The 16,218-nt window shown below is 45.8% G+C and carries 13 protein-coding genes and 1 tRNA gene; 8 read left to right on the top strand and 6 right to left on the bottom strand.

What is annotated here, in order from left to right; all coding sequences use genetic code 11:
- Positions 1-159 precede the first annotated feature (159 nt).
- Both GTQ38_RS00315 and GTQ38_RS00310 read right to left on the bottom strand, forming a co-directional pair.
- Positions 160-597 carry a BLUF domain-containing protein gene (locus GTQ38_RS00315; protein WP_161433238.1) on the bottom strand — a complete coding sequence of 146 codons (438 nt, stop codon included), beginning with the start codon at positions 595-597 and terminating at the stop codon, positions 160-162.
- A 9-nt stretch (positions 598-606) separates the two neighbouring features.
- Positions 607-1,125, bottom strand: a complete 519-nt coding sequence (locus GTQ38_RS00310; protein WP_161433237.1) for a hypothetical protein — start codon at positions 1,123-1,125, stop codon at positions 607-609.
- A gap of 416 nt (positions 1,126-1,541) precedes the next feature.
- Between GTQ38_RS00310 and GTQ38_RS00305 the strand changes: the two genes are divergently transcribed.
- Positions 1,542-1,623, top strand: a tRNA-Leu gene (locus GTQ38_RS00305).
- A 117-nt stretch (positions 1,624-1,740) separates the two neighbouring features.
- Here GTQ38_RS00305 and GTQ38_RS00300 read toward each other — a convergent pair.
- Complete coding sequence (locus tag GTQ38_RS00300) at positions 1,741-2,169, bottom strand: CBS domain-containing protein (RefSeq protein WP_161434002.1); 429 nt, start codon at positions 2,167-2,169, stop codon at positions 1,741-1,743.
- Between the two features lie 17 nt (positions 2,170-2,186).
- Positions 2,187-2,909 (bottom strand): energy transducer TonB, encoded by a 723-nt coding sequence (locus GTQ38_RS00295; protein ID WP_161433236.1) that lies wholly within the window; start codon positions 2,907-2,909, stop codon positions 2,187-2,189.
- Positions 2,910-3,399: 490 nt separating this feature from the next.
- On the opposite strand from GTQ38_RS00295, the gene GTQ38_RS00290 reads away from it, so the two are divergent.
- The 4 genes from GTQ38_RS00290 (at position 3,400) to glgP (ending at position 9,237) form a co-directional block, all read left to right on the top strand.
- Complete coding sequence (locus GTQ38_RS00290) at positions 3,400-4,176, top strand: universal stress protein (protein ID WP_161433235.1); 777 nt, start codon at positions 3,400-3,402, stop codon at positions 4,174-4,176.
- 17 nt (positions 4,177-4,193) lie between these two features.
- Positions 4,194-6,029, top strand: coding sequence for an SLC13 family permease (locus GTQ38_RS00285; RefSeq protein WP_161433234.1), 1,836 nt, complete (start codon positions 4,194-4,196; stop codon positions 6,027-6,029).
- 60 nt (positions 6,030-6,089) lie between these two features.
- The gene (locus tag GTQ38_RS00280; protein ID WP_161433233.1) at positions 6,090-7,400 is read left to right on the top strand and encodes an ATP-dependent 6-phosphofructokinase; all 1,311 of its coding nucleotides are present in this window, start codon (positions 6,090-6,092) and stop codon (positions 7,398-7,400) included.
- A 178-nt stretch (positions 7,401-7,578) separates the two neighbouring features.
- Positions 7,579-9,237: an alpha-glucan family phosphorylase gene (gene glgP, locus GTQ38_RS00275; RefSeq protein WP_161433232.1), complete on the top strand. Its 1,659-nt coding sequence runs from the start codon at positions 7,579-7,581 to the stop codon at positions 9,235-9,237.
- 387 nt (positions 9,238-9,624) lie between these two features.
- Here the strand turns inward: glgP and GTQ38_RS00270 are convergent, their stop codons facing one another.
- Together GTQ38_RS00270 and GTQ38_RS00265 are read right to left on the bottom strand one after the other, a co-directional pair.
- Entirely contained in the window at positions 9,625-10,947 is a 1,323-nt protein-coding gene (locus GTQ38_RS00270; protein ID WP_161433231.1) for a sugar porter family MFS transporter, read from the bottom strand.
- Positions 10,948-11,292: 345 nt separating this feature from the next.
- Positions 11,293-12,528, bottom strand: coding sequence for a 3-deoxy-D-manno-octulosonic acid transferase (locus GTQ38_RS00265; protein ID WP_161433230.1), 1,236 nt, complete (start codon positions 12,526-12,528; stop codon positions 11,293-11,295).
- A gap of 94 nt (positions 12,529-12,622) precedes the next feature.
- Between GTQ38_RS00265 and GTQ38_RS00260 the strand changes: the two genes are divergently transcribed.
- The 3 genes from GTQ38_RS00260 to GTQ38_RS00250 all read left to right on the top strand — a co-directional run bounded on the left by GTQ38_RS00260 (position 12,623) and on the right by GTQ38_RS00250 (position 16,189).
- Positions 12,623-13,777, top strand: coding sequence for a DegT/DnrJ/EryC1/StrS family aminotransferase (locus tag GTQ38_RS00260; RefSeq protein WP_161433229.1), 1,155 nt, complete (start codon positions 12,623-12,625; stop codon positions 13,775-13,777).
- 106 nt (positions 13,778-13,883) lie between these two features.
- Positions 13,884-14,900 carry a UDP-glucose 4-epimerase GalE gene (galE, locus tag GTQ38_RS00255; RefSeq protein WP_161433228.1) on the top strand — a complete coding sequence of 339 codons (1,017 nt, stop codon included), beginning with the start codon at positions 13,884-13,886 and terminating at the stop codon, positions 14,898-14,900.
- 17 nt (positions 14,901-14,917) lie between these two features.
- Entirely contained in the window at positions 14,918-16,189 is a 1,272-nt protein-coding gene (locus GTQ38_RS00250; RefSeq protein WP_161433227.1) for a metal-dependent hydrolase family protein, read from the top strand.
- The last annotated feature ends 29 nt before the right edge of the window (positions 16,190-16,218 follow it).

Genomic DNA, 16,218 nt, shown 5'->3' with positions numbered 1-16,218 from the left:
CGAGCGCCAGTCGAGGGGAGTCTCGGAGTTTATCCTGAGCGCAGCCGAAGGACCTGTACAAAGAAAAGCTTCCCATAAATTGGGAGGCTTTTTTATTTTATGGTGTTGCGCCTGTTCTAAGTGGAAGGAGAGACGAGAAGTTTATAACTCGCAAATAGATTACTTGTTCACCGTCCTGGATTCCAGTAACCGCCTGGCGGTCCTCCAGAAGTAGACGGAAGAGGGGTTGGGGTCCATACATTTACGAGGTTTTTCCAAAAAGGAACTCAGCAGTAATTCCAGGAATTGCAAATGGTCGTTCTTGCCCATAAAATCTTCGTAAGCCATTTCCCAGGATTCGAATTCCCTGCAACCGGATTTGCCACTGGAGATCAAACGGATCTTATAGTGCCGCGGGTCGTTCTGGATTTGCTCAAAGAGATCGATGATCGTTTCCTGGCCACCCTCCAGATACTGTACAAACTCTCCCCGGTAGTAGAGCAGACAACCAGTGATCTCCTTTTGCTTGTTAGACTGTCTGGCCTGTTCCAGTAGTTTTCTGATTTGAGAATGATCAAAGTTCCCACTGGCTTTGGACTGGTATACCAGATTAAACATAGTTTCTCATTAGGTTTTCGTTCTAATTGGTTGAAGGCTTACCCTTTTACTTCTTCCAATAAGCCCTCGCTGTATCATCTGATCCATCAGGAAGCAGATCGGCAGCATCAGGTAAGACCAGAATTTATAATAGGAGGTGAATTTTTGGATCACCTTGCCCGAACCATCCATACCTGCTTTTACACAGGAAGTAAAATATTTACCCATAAGGTAATAATCAATACTTTCCCATCCTGTTTCCATTGCAGGACGCAGAAAGTCATCCAGCATCCAGATGCCTTTTTTGTCAAAATCCACATTCCTTAATTCCCCTGACCAGCCCCTGGTATTGCTATTTATATAATAGGCACACAGAATACGACTGTAATTCTCCTTTGGAAGGTAGAACCAGATACTGGTACTGCTTAATTTGTGAAAAAAAACCAGGTACCTTATGCTGTCATGTACAATTCCGTGATAGCGCCTAAATGCCCTTTCAGGAGTGCCCAATTTATTCATATAGGCCCTCCAATCCTCAATGGCTTTCACCTTGTTTAGTTATTGGTTGGTTGTTGCTTTATTGCCAAATTCGAATCCGCTTATCCCTGAACAAAAGTATCACCCATGGCCCATCAACGAGACAGATATCGGGCATTTTGTTTAACGGTAGATGTTTCGAATACCATTTTTGCACAAAACTTGAAACCACAAGCCTTTTCCTGTCTTCACGCGAACGGGATCGCTACTGTGGCCTTTATAAAGATAGGATTTTGTGGAGTGCAGGTCAAGAAAAGATTAAACAAATTGGCTTGGAGGGAACCAGTCTTAAATGCGAATTTGCGCTAATGGATGATGATCAGTTTAAAGAATTTCGTTAGTTTTACGCCCCTTTAGAAAGCAGTTTACTTAGGTATGATAAGCGGCTGTTTTAGGCCAAAGACCGGGGCTTATATAAAAGGTAAAATGCAGGTGTGGTGGAATTGGTAGACACGCTAGTATCAGGAACTAGTGCCGCGAGGCTTGGGGGTTCGAGTCCCCCCACCTGTACGTAAAGCCCATCCGAAAGGATGGGTTTCTTATTGGTAATGCATTCAAAGAGCCCCTTGACGTGGCAAGGGGCTCAGTTGAAGGGCGGCCCGTTATTTTAAGGCATGGAATCGACGCCTATTCATATTGGGCCAGTAAATAGTTGATCAGATCAGTCGTGGTAACAATGCCAACCAGTTCATCCCCTTCAACCACTGGTAGGGCATGAAATTCCTTTTTGGCCAGAAAGGCTGCCACATCGTAAATACTCGTTTGGGGAGTAACGCTTTCCACATTTCTTGCCATGATCTGTTCCACATTAAACAAGTTGTATACTGTAGACTCCACATCCTCTTCAGGAACAAGCACATTTACAGCGTCCGCAAAACTGATCCGCAGCAGATCGGTATAACTCAACATGCCAATGATCTTTCCTTCTGACAGCACTGGGATATGCCTTATTTTTGAGCTTTTAAACAAGGATTCCGCAGTACTAAGGTCGTCCTTGGCGCTCAGGGTGACCACTTCTTTGGTCATTATCCTGGAAATGGGGATTTCTCTCTTAATTAGGGACATAATTCTTTTTATTTCATTATAAAATTGATAGGTATACTATAGCCTACCTTAGCAGGTTTTCCTCTTTGTTGGCCAGGTTCCATTTTTGGCAGGGAGGCTATAATCCGTTCGGCCTCGTCTTCCAACAAGCGGTCTGGACCACGCTTTTGAATGTTTCGGACATATCCTTTCGTATCAATCTCAAAGTGTACAAATACCCTTCCTTTTATGCCCAGTTCCAGAGCAGTTTTGGGGTAAGTGAAATTTTTCCTGATATGTTCCTGAATCTTCTCGTTGAAACACTTCCTACGGTCGGCCTCGTTTTCAAGGGACTCACAACCCGGGAAAATCGGGGTGTTCTCAATAACAGCGAATGGTACTATAATTTCTTCTTCCTCCTCTGCGACATCAACTTCGTCTACATGGACAACGGCGTCGGAAACTGCCATATCCTGACTACTTTCAGTACTCTCAATAATGGTCTCTTCCACCATTGCGACGTCCTCCACAATTTCTATGACGGCTGGAGCGGTAGGTGGAGGGGGTGGTGTGGTCATGGTGATCTCTGTAATAGGAACATCTTCATGGAATTCGTCAGGGACATTTAGTACCTGGACAATTTCCTCGGCTTTGTCGTAAGTCTTAAACTCTAAAAGCCGCCATGTTGTAAATAGCACAATGGTCAACCCGATTACAAAATATAAACCACTGTTTCTGTTCAAATCAGCCTTGGGATTTTTCTTGGGTCTCATAACGATACATTTTAAAGTTTACTCAGTCATTTTTCTTTGGCATTGTAACCAATAAGAGTTCGGTTTTATTAAGATTAAAGCTACATGTATCATCACTCAAAAACTATGACAATTATCAATTTAATCCATTTGCCGTAGCCGGATTTCAAGCCTTTTTAAAGTGTTATGCTAAGCACTTCACAAACCCAGGAATGTCTAAAATTCCTACATATAACCTTGGAAATCAAACCTTTTAAGATCCTTGGAAACTCTATCTTTCTCAAGCCGCTTTGCCGATGGAGTAACTTTCCCGATGAAGCGATCAAAAGCTACCGATAATTAGCCCGAATTATCTTTATTAGTTACTATATTTATTCAGCGGAAGATGAAGCCATACAAAGTCGCACCATGAGCATCTTTTAAACTGATGTGATGATGACTTTGGTCATTAATTGGCTTGGCGTATTCCAATAGTTTTGGACTTTTAAAACACCACTTTATAAACCTTGTTATGGAAAAACTCACCAGTATATTAGTCCCCTTTGACTTTTCCGAGAGTGCCCGGACGGCAATTGAGTATGCCGTTAATTTTGTCGGGAGGCAGGACATTGAGATCAATGTACTCCATATGACGGAGAACGGGGGCGCGGACGATGCCAAAAAGGCCGCTGAAGAAATGAACGACCAATATGGCAAGCGCCTGAAAAAACCAATGCGATGGGTATCAGGACGCGGTTCGCTTACAGAAACAATTCTGGAGACCAGGGAAAAGAAAAAAACGGAAATGATCATAATGGGCACTTCCGGGCTATCCGAAACCGAGGAGATGACCCATACAGCTGAATTAGTAGCCGCGGCCAGTTGTCCTGTAATTGTTGTACCGGAAAATACAGAAAAACAGGAACTATTGAATATCTGCCTGGTACTTGGGAGGGATGAAATTGATGAGCCCAGGTCGCTTTACACCCTTCTGGAGATCGTCAGGCTTTTCGACGCCAAGGTACATGTACTGACCATTAAAAACACGGACGAGACCATAGGATACTCCGATATTGACGAAAAGAACGAGAATACCTTAATGTACTATCTGGAAAGCTTTTATTCCGAACATACTTACCTGGAGAATAAGGATATCGTTAAGGGAATTTTTTCTTATGCCGATACCCATGAGATCGATATGATTGCCTTGTTACCTAGGAATCAGGTCAAAAATGGAACACCTACAGGAGGCCTGCTTACAAGAGAACTTGTATTTCATTCCAGGATCCCGGTTTTAACGGTACACTAGTTTAGCTCAGCTCTGTAGTGCTTGTTCTAATAGTCATACTAACCCTTACCGTACTGCTTTTTATATGGGGCAAGTTTCCGCCTGATGTGGTGGCGCTGATGTCCATGCTCTCTCTTTACCTAAGCGGCATTCTAACGGCCCCGGAAGTTTTAAGCGGCTTTAGCAATCCTACCGTGATCATGATAGCCGCGCTTTTCATTGTTGGAGAAGGTCTGGCACGAACCGGCTGGACAGCCCTGGCCGGACAGAAATTTGTAGCCTGGGCAGGCAAGAGTATCCCAAAGCTATTAGTGCTGGTCACCCTGGGTTCCAGTGTGCTTTCAGGTTTTGTTAGCAATACCGGTACCGTTGCCGCCCTTCTGCCGGTTACCATCTCCGCGGCCTGGAACGCGGGTACCTTACCTTCAAAATTGTTGATGCCCATTGCTTTTGGGTCCAATACCGGCGGTTTATTGACCTTAACGGGAACACCGCCCAATATTATTGCCAGCAATGCCTTGCTGGAAAATGGTTTTGAAGGTTTTTCCTTTTTTGAATTCAGTTTGATAGGCCTTCCGCTGCTGATCATTACCATAGTTTATTTCAGGTACATAGGATTTCGGTTGTTGCCCAGCCACCAAACACGTAACAGACCCATTAGTATTGATAGTGAAATGCACAAATGGATCGCGAACTACAGTATTGGGGATGACCTTTACCGCCTCAGGCTGCGTTCCATGTCTCCCTTATTAAATACCCTCATCGGGGATTGGAACTTTGAAGAGAACTACGGCATTTCGGTAATGCGCTTAAAACGCAGACACCCAAACCCCCTGAAAGGCATACCGAAATTTGTGGAAATGCCCGATGACGAAACCGAAATGAAATACCACGATATCATCACGGTAAAAGGGCCACCGGAAAAGGTAGACCGACTAATTTTGGAGTTTAGCCTTGGACTTATTCCGCTAAAACCCGAGGAGGAAGCGCTTAAAATGGAGCTGATCAACCAGGAAGTCGGTTTGGCGGAAATGCTGGTAACCCCTAAGTCTGTACTGGTGGGTACCACACTCTCGCTGGGGCAGTATCTCCGAAGGTTTGGGGTACAGTTGCTGGCTGCCTCCAGGAAGAACAAACCACTTACGGGGGATATCAAAATGGAAGCTGGTGACGCCTTTGTGATACGGGGTCAATGGGAGAAGATCGAAGAATTAAAGGGTATATATAGCAATGTGGTGATCACCGGAAGTCCCGAAGCCCTGCTCAAAGATGTGGATGCCCTAAACTACAAGAGTTATATCGCCCTGGGAACCCTTGGTTTGATGGTACTCTTGTTTGTATTAAATGTATTCCCGGGCGCCATTACGGCACTGGTATGCGCCGGGATCATGCTGCTATCCGGCTGCGTGCCCATTTCAAAGGCGTACAAAGGGATTAGCTGGACAAGCGTTATTATGATCGCGGCCATGATACCAATGGGTCTTGCCTTACAGAAAACCGGTATGGCAGAACTGGCGGCTACCTCACTGGTTAATACCCTCGGATCCATGCACCCGATGGCTTTATTGGGAGGTATTTTTCTGTTGACCACCGCCTTCAGTCAGACCATTAACAACTCGGCCACGGCGGTTCTTATGGCGCCAATTGCCATTATGGCCGCGACCAATTTGGGCTTATCCCCAAAGCCGTTTATGATAACCGTGGCGATAAGCGCATCTACGGCCTTTTTAACCCCGGTGGGTACCACTACCAACGCCATGGTGATCACTTCCGGAGGATACAAGTTTTTAGACTATGTAAGGGTTGGAGGACCCTTGCTCTTTATCTTTTTCTTAATTACATTGGTTCTGGTACCGCTAATATGGCAGTTTTAATCCCGGAATATACTGTGGAAATGCAGAATTAATCGCAAGTAAAACCGAAAACACGAGAAGATGGAAACTTCATTCAATATTCCAAATTTGGGAAAGCCAGAGATAAAATCACCCCTTAATCTTAGCACGGTAAAGGGGGATAAGATCTTTAATTTTGTTGAAGACGAGGAGAGCCTGGTATACGATCTTTCCTTAAAGGAATACGAGCGTTGTCTGAATACCGGTTCGGATCCCTTGTGCCTGGAAGTTGCAGGCCCCCGGGAATCGATCTTCTTTAACCCGGAGGAAACTTCAGCGGCTATAGTAACCTGCGGGGGGCTTTGCCCGGGCATCAATAATGTGATCCGCGGAACCGTTATGGCACTGTACTACTTTTACAAAGTGCGCAAAATATATGGGATACCCTTCGGCTTTGAAGGATTGAATCCTGAAAAAGGACATGAGTTCAGAGTGCTCAACCCTGATGAAGTAAAGGAGATCCACCAATTTGGCGGTACCGTTTTAGGTTCCTCCCGTGGGGCCCAGAGTGTTGAAGTAATGGTGGATACCCTGGTGGAAAAGAAGATTGATATCCTCTTCGCGATAGGAGGAGACGGCACTTTAAAAGGAGCCAACGCTATCGCTACTGAGATCAACAAGCGAGGTTTGAAAATCGCAGTTGTAGGCATCCCTAAAACCATAGATAACGACATTGATCTGATTGATAAATCCTTTGGGTTTGAAACGGCTTTTGACATAGCCAGCCCAATTCTAAGGGACGCCCATAACGAGGCTACGGGGGCCAACAAAGGTGTGGCTATTGTTAAGCTCATGGGTAGGGATAGCGGCTTTATCGCGGCCTCGGCCGCCCTCGCGATGCCAGTGGTTAATTTTGTGCTTGTACCGGAGATGAATTTTGAACTCTATGGGGAAGGAGGTTTTTTAGAAGTATTGGACCAGCGACTCAAGAACAAGGGCCATGCGGTAATCGTTGTCGCGGAGGGAGCCGGACAGCATCTGTTTGAACAAAAAGAGAAGGTAAAGGACGCTTCAGGAAATATTCAACATCAGGATATCGGCATACTGCTTAAGGACGTTATCAATAAAGAATTCAAGGGAGAGCTTGGAGGGGTAAAGTATATAGACCCCAGTTACATTATTCGAAGTGCCCCGGCAAATTCAAGCGATAGTATTTACTGTAGCAGATTGGCCTATCATGCCGTTCATGGGGCGATGGCTGGTAAAACAATGTTTGTGGCTGGTGAGCGCAACGGTCGGTTTGTCTACCTGCCCATTGATGCGGTTACCCAAAAAAGGAAAAAGATCAACCTGGAAGGAGAATTTTGGTTTTCTGTGCTACAAAGTACCGGTCAACCATTTCAAATGCCCTGAATAATATCCGGACAACCTACTAAGACTGTTAACAAAGCAGCAGAACTATCTCAATAATATAATCTTAATATAACATTTCCCTGAAGTACAATGATACCTTTGTATCCGATTTATTAAATTTGCGCAATTCTGCCATTGGGTGTTGGCAATTTTGCTTGTTTAACCAAAAACTTGGTGTATGACACAAATGAATAACTTTCCATCCAACCAACACAATAATCATCTATACATTCCAGCAAAGAAATTCCAAAAAAAAGTGGCCTATTTCAGTATGGAATTCGCCATTCATCAGGGCCTTGATACCTATTCCGGAGGTTTGGGCTTTTTGGCGGGATCCCATATGCTCTCAGCCTACAGTCTAAAACAGAATGTTGTCGGGATTGGCATGCTCTGGAAATACGGCTATTACAGCCAGGCCAGGAAAGATGACCAGACCATGGAGCCAAGGGCCATTCAGAAATACTATAACTTCCTGGAAGACACAGGAATTGAAGTAGGGGTTCGCATTCATGAAAACTTTGATGTGAAGGTTCGGGCTTATTTGCTACGTCCGGAAGTTTTCAATACCGTTCCTATCTACTTTCTGACAACGGATCTGGATTCTAACGACTATTTATCCAGAACGATCACAAATTATCTCTATGATGCCAATGAAGTTACCAGGGTGTCACAAAGCATAGTCCTGGGAATTGGAGGCGCCAAAATCATGGAAGCTCTTGGCGGTGCAGACATTTACCATCTCAATGAGGGTCATGCACTACCCGCCTTTTATTACCTGCGAGACCGCGGTATAACAAAAGATCAAATGGTCTTTACCACACATACCCCGGAGAAAGGTGGCAACGAAGAACGCAACGCCTATTACCTGAACGATTGCGGCTTTTTTGGCAGAAACCTTTCTGACGAGGAATTGAGAAAAGAAATGGTCAATGGAGATAATCTCAATTACACCATTTCAGCTTTGCGCTTTGCCAAAAGATCCAACGCGGTTTCAAAATTGCATTCCAAAGTGGCGGATGGCATGTGGAAGAATTACGAAAATATCTCTAAGATAATACCCATCACCAATGCTCAGAACGAGGTGTTCTGGCAGGATGTGGACTTGAAAAAGGCTTTTGTCAAACGAAATCAGACGGCTTTTCAGAATAGGAAACGCTCCCTGAAGCAACAGCTCTTTCAGGAAGTGTTGAAACAAACCGGTAAGCTGTTTGATCCTGATGTTCTTACCATAGTCTGGGCCAGGCGGTTCGCAGGCTATAAGCGGGCAGATCTGCTGCTTCACGACCTACATCGCTTTGAAGAATTGGTTCGCGACCAAAATAGACCAATCCAAATAATTTGGGCCGGAAAGCCTTATCCGATGGATTTTGACGGTATTGGAATATTTAACCGGCTGGTGAAATACACTGCTGAAAAGCCGAATCTGGCAGTTTTGGTTGGATATGAGATCGATCTGTCACGAAAACTGAAACTGGGTGCAGACATCTGGCTGAACAATCCCCGAATAACCCGGGAGGCATCGGGCACCAGTGGAATGACCGCCGCGATGAACGGCGCTGTCAATCTCAGCACAAATGACGGCTGGATACCGGAATTCCAGAGACACGGGGAGAACAGTTTTGTGTTGCCTGAAATAGATCATCTTCTTCCGGTGGAGCAACAGGATGCCATAGACAGTGACAATCTATATGCCATATTGGAAAATGAGGTTATACCACTTTTTTACGAGGATAAAGAGCAGTGGATGAACATTGTCTTTAAAAGCATGGAGGATATCTTACCTGAGTTCGGTTCGGACCGTATGGCTACAGAGTATTACGATAGACTCTATAGCTAAAGCGCTCAGAAACATTCCGTAAAATCCAGGTTCAAAGGAGTCTTTAGGAGGTCGTTTTTATATCAATTTGGTTTTGCAGGTAAGACTGGGGAAATGAAATGAGATTTAGCGGCCTAAAAGAAGCCGAGTGCCCATAAAATAAGGCATACTACCACTGCAATAAGAATTAAGACCAACACTACAACCATGAGGCTAAGGAAGCCGTTAAGGACCTTTGTGCCAAAGTTTAATTCTTCTTCCATATCTTAGTTAATTTCATACAATTTAAGCATAAAAGCCTAAAGATCACCCTTCTGTCATCATTATTCGACTAAACAACAAGGCGCATCCCGTTCTGCCGGGCGTACTGCAGATTTTATCGATATAAGGCAATCACGAATTTTGTGGCTAGCGGTTTCCGCTGAGCTTTTTGCTTAACTCTTCCAGGGAAATTCCTTTGGTTTCCGGCATCATAAAGCGCACGAAAAGTAATTGCAATACCATCATAAAGGCGAAGAACCCAAAAACCGGGCCCGGGCCAACCCAGGAAAAAAGCACTGGTACCGAAGAAGGGATCAACCAGGCGAGCACCCAGTGTACCGAACTCCCGAAGGCCTGTCCTGAACCTCGAAGGTGGTTCGGAAAAACCTCGGAAATAAAGACCCAGATCACCGCACCCTGGCCTATAGCGTGGGAAGCGATAAAAAGGAACAGGAAAAGTGGGACTGCCATACCTTCCCAACCGAAGATAAAGGCGGCAGATACCAGGGAGAGGGATACGATATAACCCACCGAGCCGAAATACATCAGTTGTCTTCTGCCCAGGCGGTCTATCAGAAAAATACCGAGCAGGGTGAAAAGCAGATTGGTTACTCCTATTCCTATACTGCTCAAGAGAGCTGTACTTTCTCCAAGTCCGGCTGCTTCAAAGATGCGGGGAGCATAGTATAGAAACGCGTTTATACCCGAAAACTGGTTGAAAAAAGAGATCAAAAATGCCAGGACAAGCGGAAAGCGGTATTTTTTTATGAAAATGGTCTCATTCTGGGTTTCGGCAGACTTATCCGCATTCACATCAGCCTCAAGGTCGGCGATAGACAAGTCGGGGTTTACACTGGCCAACACTTTTTCGGCTTCTTCCCGTCGGCTTTTGGTCAATAACCATCTGGGGCTCTTTGGCACGGTAAGTACAAAAAGGGTGTAAATGATAGCCGGGAAAGCCTCTACGCCCACCATCCATCTCCAGTCGTTCTCTCCCATCCCGCTTAGGAGGTAGTTAGACAAAAAGGCCACCAGTATCCCAAAGACCAGCATAAATTGATAGAAGCCCACTAGTCTTCCCCGATGTCTGGCCGGGGCGATTTCTGAAATGTAAGCCGGGGCGGCTACCGTTGAGGCACCTACACCCAGTCCACCTATGAATCTGAATATCCCAAACGTTACCGGATCATTAGCGAAGGCAGAACCTATGGCCGAAACAGAATACAATATGCCTATCCAGATCAGAGTGTTCTTACGGCCTATTTTATTGGTGGGAAATCCGCCTAAAATAGCACCAACCACCGTCCCGAATAGGGCCATTCCGATAACTACTGTACCGTGAAAGGCATCTGAAGATTCCCAAAGGATTTGCAACTTCTTCTCAGCCCCGCTGATAACAACTGTATCAAAACCAAATAAAAAACCGGCCAAAGCCGCTATAAGAGAAATTCGAAGAATCTTGGAGTCCATACGGAATAGTTTGGTGATTTCCGTAAAGCTAACAAAAAAAAAGAAAGGACCTCCGGGCCAAATTTATGCGGTTCGCGGCCTGAGTGAATCAACAGGTTTCTTCTTTTTCTTTTTTTTGATGGCCTCTTTGGATTCGGACTTTTCCGGGAGTGGGAAACTGTCTGGTGCCGTATCAAGCCTGGGTATGCTATCCTTCTTCTGAAATGGAACCTTACTTTCCTTCCCAGGAGCAGGAACCATACGTTCTGTCTCCTTCGCAGGGTCCTTACAGGAAAAAAATAAAAAAAGGCAGCATAATGCAAGCCAGAGAAAAGGGGCCAATCTCATGGGGCAATCAAATAAAGGTTATAGTAATGTACGTAGATAGCCCATTATTTGGACGCTGGCACCCTTGTTTTTAGTAATGTATTCGGCGTTAATCCGACCCGTTGTCCGGTAGTAATCCGCGTCTTGTATCAGCTGATTCACGGTATCGGATAGCGTGGTTTTGTCTTTTACCACAAGTATTCCTTTCTGCGCCACCAGATCCTCAGCCTCCTTAAAGCCTTCGTATTGAGGTCCTATGAGCACAGGGATGCCAAATACAGCCGGTTCCAGTGTATTGTGAAGTCCGGTAGCGAATCCTCCGCCAACATAGGCCAAATCAGCATAGCTGTAGATGCGCGTCAGCAGCCCTATGGTGTCAACCAGCAATACATCGTAATCTGTCGCCACCTTTCCTTCTCTTTCGGAAAAGACCAGGGTCTTCCCCGATATCCTGGACCTCAGTTTTGCGATATGATCGGCTTTGATGTCATGCGGCGCCAGAATGAATTTCATCCCTTCCGGGGTCTTGTCGATGAGATCCAATAGTAGCGTCTCGTCTTCAGGCCAGGTACTTCCGGCCACAAGACAAAGGGAATTGCCTTTGAACTCTTCAACCATGGGAAGGGTGTTATCCCGATCCAGGATTTGGGATACCCGGTCAAATCGAGTGTCACCGCTCACTGCAGTATTGGAAAACCCGATATGGTCCAACAAGATCTGAGATTGCTGGTCCTGAACGAATATAAAGCTAACTTTTCGCAGCGCCTTTCGCATATATCCACCATACCATTTGAAGAAAACCTGCCGTTTACGGAAAATCGCGGAGATCAGCACGATAGGAGTGCCTCCTTTCCGGAGTGCTTCAAAATAATTGGGCCAGATCTCGTATTTGATAAAAACGGCCAGAGAGGGTCTTGCAATTTCAAGGAATCGGCGGGCATTCTTTTTGGTATCCAAAGGCAGGTAGCAGATCACATCTGCGGCGCCGCTGTTTTTCCTGACCTCGTAACCCGAAGGCGAGAAAAAGGTCAGCAAAAGTTTGAAGCCCGGGTATTCTTCACGCAAGCGTTGAATAATGGGTAATCCCTGTTCAAATTCACCCAGGGAGGCAGCGTGTACCCAAATGACCCTGTCTTCCTTTGCGATCTGCTCTTCCAGCTTCTCAAATAGCTGCTTCCTGCCCTTAAAAAAGCGATTTAACTTAGGGAGAAAAGGAGTCAGGAGTTTTAAGAAGAATGCAGAAATCGATACGGCCAGATTGTAAAGGAAATCCACTATGAATTAGTTTGGGGTAAAAATACGTTTCTTTCGGCAAAGTGATTGACGCTGGTCTCTTTATTTCGTAATATTGCTTACACAATCCGCGACGATGAAAAAAATTCAGATGGTAGACCTCGTAGGTCAGTACCAGGAGATCAAAGGGCAGGTCAATGACTCGATTTCCGAAATTCTAGATTCTGCAGCATTTATCAACGGGCCTCATGTACACAGCTTTCAGAAAGCGTTGGAAGACTACCTGGGTGTAAAACATGTGATCCCCTGTGCCAATGGTACAGATGCGCTTCAAATAGCCATGATGGGCCTGGGGCTGGAACCTGGAGATGAGGTTATAACAGCAGATTTTACTTTTGCGGCTACTGTTGAGGTGATCGCATTGCTGAGGTTAACCCCGGTTTTAGTAGATGTTAGCCCGGACACCTTTAATATTGATCCGGCTGCTATTGAAAAGGCAATCACTCCCAGGACCAAAGCCATAGTTCCGGTACATCTGTTCGGGCAGTGTGCAGACATGGACGCCATTATGGAAATCGCTGAGAAACACCAGCTGTACGTCATCGAGGATAACGCCCAGGCCATAGGCGCGAATCACCTTTTTAAGGATGGTTCCAGGAAAAAAGCCGGAACTATTGGCCATGTGGGCTCTACCTCATTCTTTCCTTCCAAGAATCTTGGTTGCTACGGAGACGGTGGAGCTATTTTCACCAATGATGATGAGCTGGCGCACACCATTCGCGGGATCGTGAATCACGGCATGTACCAGCGATATCATCACGATGTTGTAGGGGTAAATTCGCGTCTGGATTCCATACAGGCAGCAGTACTAAGTGCCAAACTCCCAAAGCTGGATGCCTATTGCGATAAAAGGAGGCAGGCAGCCCGTGCTTATTCAAGGGCCTTTTCCGACCTGGATTCGGTAATTGTCCCGGTAACGGTCAGGGATTGTTCCGGCATTTGTGATACTTGCGACTGCCATGTATTTCATCAGTACACTTTGAGGATCACCAACGGAAAACGAGATGCCCTGGCCACTCATTTGGGTGAGAAAGGGATCCCTCACGGAATATACTACCCCATTCCATTGCACAAACAAAAGGCCTATGTGGATGAGCGATATGACGAGGCAGATTTCCCGGTCACCAACCAACTGGTGGATGAGGTGATCTCCTTACCGATGCATACCGAACTGGATGACGAACAAATAGACTTTATCACTACAACAATTATCAATTTTCTCAAAGACTAGCCATTAGAAACATAACCCAAAGCGAGCTACCCGGATTTCTGATCAGAAGTAGTAAAACACGAATGAATAACCAAACACCAATCCCTCACCCTAACGCATTTATCTCATGAAAATATTAGTGACGGGCGGACTCGGTTTTATCGGTTCGCATACTGTGGTTGCATTACAAAACAGGGGTTTTGAAGTTGTCATTATTGACGATTGTTCCAATTCTTCCGAAAATGTGCTGGACGGGATAACCGCCATAACAGGCAAAAGACCGGTATTCGAAAAAATAGATCTGAAGCAGCAGGAGTCCGTACGGGATTTTTTTGAAAGACACGCCGATCTTCAGGGGGCAATCCATTTTGCAGCCTCCAAAGCGGTAGGCGAAAGTGTGGAAAAACCTCTGCTATATTACGAGAACAATATCAATACCCTGGTTTATCTGCTAAAAGAACTCACAGCAAAGGAATCAGCTAACTTTATTTTCAGTTCTTCCTGTACGGTCTACGGTCAGGCGGATGAGCTTCCCATTACCGAAAGTGCTCCGGTGAAGACAGCGGAATCACCTTACGGGAATACCAAACAAATCGGGGAGGAGATCATTTCCGATACCTGTAAAGTAAATAGCAACCTGAATGCCATTTCGCTGAGATACTTCAATCCGATTGGAGCACATCCAAGTGCGGAGATCGGAGAATTGCCCATTGGTGTTCCGCAAAATCTGGTCCCTTTTATTACGCAAACGGCTGCCGGGATCCGCGAAAAGCTTTCGGTCTTTGGCGATGATTATCCCACGGAAGATGGTACCTGTATTCGGGATTATATCCATGTGGTGGATCTGGCCAATGCTCACGTTGTCGCCTTGCAAAGGTTGATCGACGGCAAGAATACCGAGAACTACGAGGTGTACAACGTTGGGACCGGTAAGGGGAGTTCCGTTCTCGAGGTTATAGCCAGTTTTGAAAGGGTCTCCAACAAAAAACTCAAATACGATATCGTAGGGAGAAGAGCGGGCGATGTGATACAGGCCTATGCGGATACCACCAAGGCGAATGAAGTACTGGGATGGAAGGCGGAATCCAGTCTGGATGAAGCGATGAGGTCTGCCTGGGAATGGGAGCAGAAAATCAGAGAATAATCATAAAATTTGAGACAATGAAGTACCTAGTTTTAGCCCTGACCCTTGCATTTTCCGGAAAGACCATGGCGCAGGATACCTATTTGCAATGTGGACGCCTGGTAGATACCGGCAGTGGAAAGATCTTGAAAGAAAAGACCATTGTGGTCTCCGGTGAGAAAATAAGTCGTATAGAAAATGGCTACGTATCTGGTGCTTCCAAAGATAAGGTCGTAGATCTAAGAAGCAAGACAGTATTACCCGGCTTTATTGATATGCACGTACATATAGAAAGTCAATCAAGTCCGAAGGCCTATATTAATCGCTTCACCATGAACGAGGCAGATATTGCCTTTGAGTCTTCAGTATACGCCAGAAGAACCCTGATGGCGGGTTTCACCACGGTAAGGGATCTGGGAGGAACAGGGGTAAATATCGCCCTGCGAAAGGCCATAAGCAAAGGACTGGTAGAAGGCCCTAGGATCTTTACCGCCGGCAAGGCCATAGCAACAACAGGGGGGCATGCGGATCCGACCAATGGAAGAAAAAAAGAATTGATGGGAGACCCGGGTCCCAGGGAAGGCGTCGTAAATTCTCCTGAGGATGGTAAAAAGGCGGTTCGCCAGCGATACAAAGACGGTGCGGATGTCATCAAGATCACCGCTACCGGAGGAGTGCTAAGTGTGGCAAAAAGCGGAAGGAATCCGCAATTCACCATCCCGGAGATCAAGGCTATCACAGAAATAGCTGCCGATTATGGCATGCTCACCGCCGCCCATGCCCATGGGGATGAAGGTATGCAACGCGCGGTCAAAGGAGGTATTAAAACCATAGAGCACGGCAGTTTTATGAGTGAAGAAACCATGGAGTTGATGAAAGAGTACAATGCCTATATGGTTCCAACCATAACCGCCGGAAAGAAGGTGGCCGAAAAAGCTGAGGTCAAGGGGTATTTTCCGGATGTAGTCGCTCAGAAAGCCAGGGAAATCGGTCCACTTATCCAGGATACTTTCGCCCGGGCTTACAAGCGGGGTGTTCCTATTGCATTTGGTACGGATGCCGGGGTATTCCCACATGGGGAAAATGCGGCCGAATTTGTCTATATGACAGAAGCCGGAATGCCCATCATGGAGGCACTGCAGGCGGCAACGGTCACGAATGCTGATCTGCTTGGCATGGGAGATGAACTGGGGCAACTTAAGGCCGGATATATCGCTGATATTGTGGCAGTAGAAGGAGATCCTCTAAAGAATGTGGAGTTACTTCAACAGGTAGATTTTGTGATGAAAGAGGGGAAGATCTACAAATAAGATAAACTAAAGTAAGCCTCATTTCGTAT

The sequence above is a fragment of the Poritiphilus flavus genome, assembly GCF_009901585.1.
GTDB classification, from domain to species: Bacteria; Bacteroidota; Bacteroidia; order Flavobacteriales; family Flavobacteriaceae; genus Poritiphilus; species Poritiphilus flavus.
This window is presented reverse-complemented; position numbering and strand designations above follow the sequence as displayed.

What these genes read in the sequence shown, in the direction of transcription:
- GTQ38_RS00315 (WP_161433238.1), bottom strand. Translation starts at nt 597, where the DNA reads ATGTTTAATCTGGTATACCAGTCCAAAGCCAGTGGGAACTTTGATCAT.
- GTQ38_RS00295 (WP_161433236.1), bottom strand. Translation starts at nt 2,909, where the DNA reads ATGAGACCCAAGAAAAATCCCAAGGCTGATTTGAACAGAAACAGTGGT.
- GTQ38_RS00290 (WP_161433235.1), top strand. Translation starts at nt 3,400, where the DNA reads ATGGAAAAACTCACCAGTATATTAGTCCCCTTTGACTTTTCCGAGAGT.
- GTQ38_RS00280 (WP_161433233.1), top strand. Translation starts at nt 6,090, where the DNA reads ATGGAAACTTCATTCAATATTCCAAATTTGGGAAAGCCAGAGATAAAA.
- glgP (WP_161433232.1), top strand. Translation starts at nt 7,579, where the DNA reads ATGACACAAATGAATAACTTTCCATCCAACCAACACAATAATCATCTA.
- GTQ38_RS00270 (WP_161433231.1), bottom strand. Translation starts at nt 10,947, where the DNA reads ATGGACTCCAAGATTCTTCGAATTTCTCTTATAGCGGCTTTGGCCGGT.
- GTQ38_RS00260 (WP_161433229.1), top strand. Translation starts at nt 12,623, where the DNA reads ATGAAAAAAATTCAGATGGTAGACCTCGTAGGTCAGTACCAGGAGATC.
- galE (WP_161433228.1), top strand. Translation starts at nt 13,884, where the DNA reads ATGAAAATATTAGTGACGGGCGGACTCGGTTTTATCGGTTCGCATACT.
- GTQ38_RS00250 (WP_161433227.1), top strand. Translation starts at nt 14,918, where the DNA reads ATGAAGTACCTAGTTTTAGCCCTGACCCTTGCATTTTCCGGAAAGACC.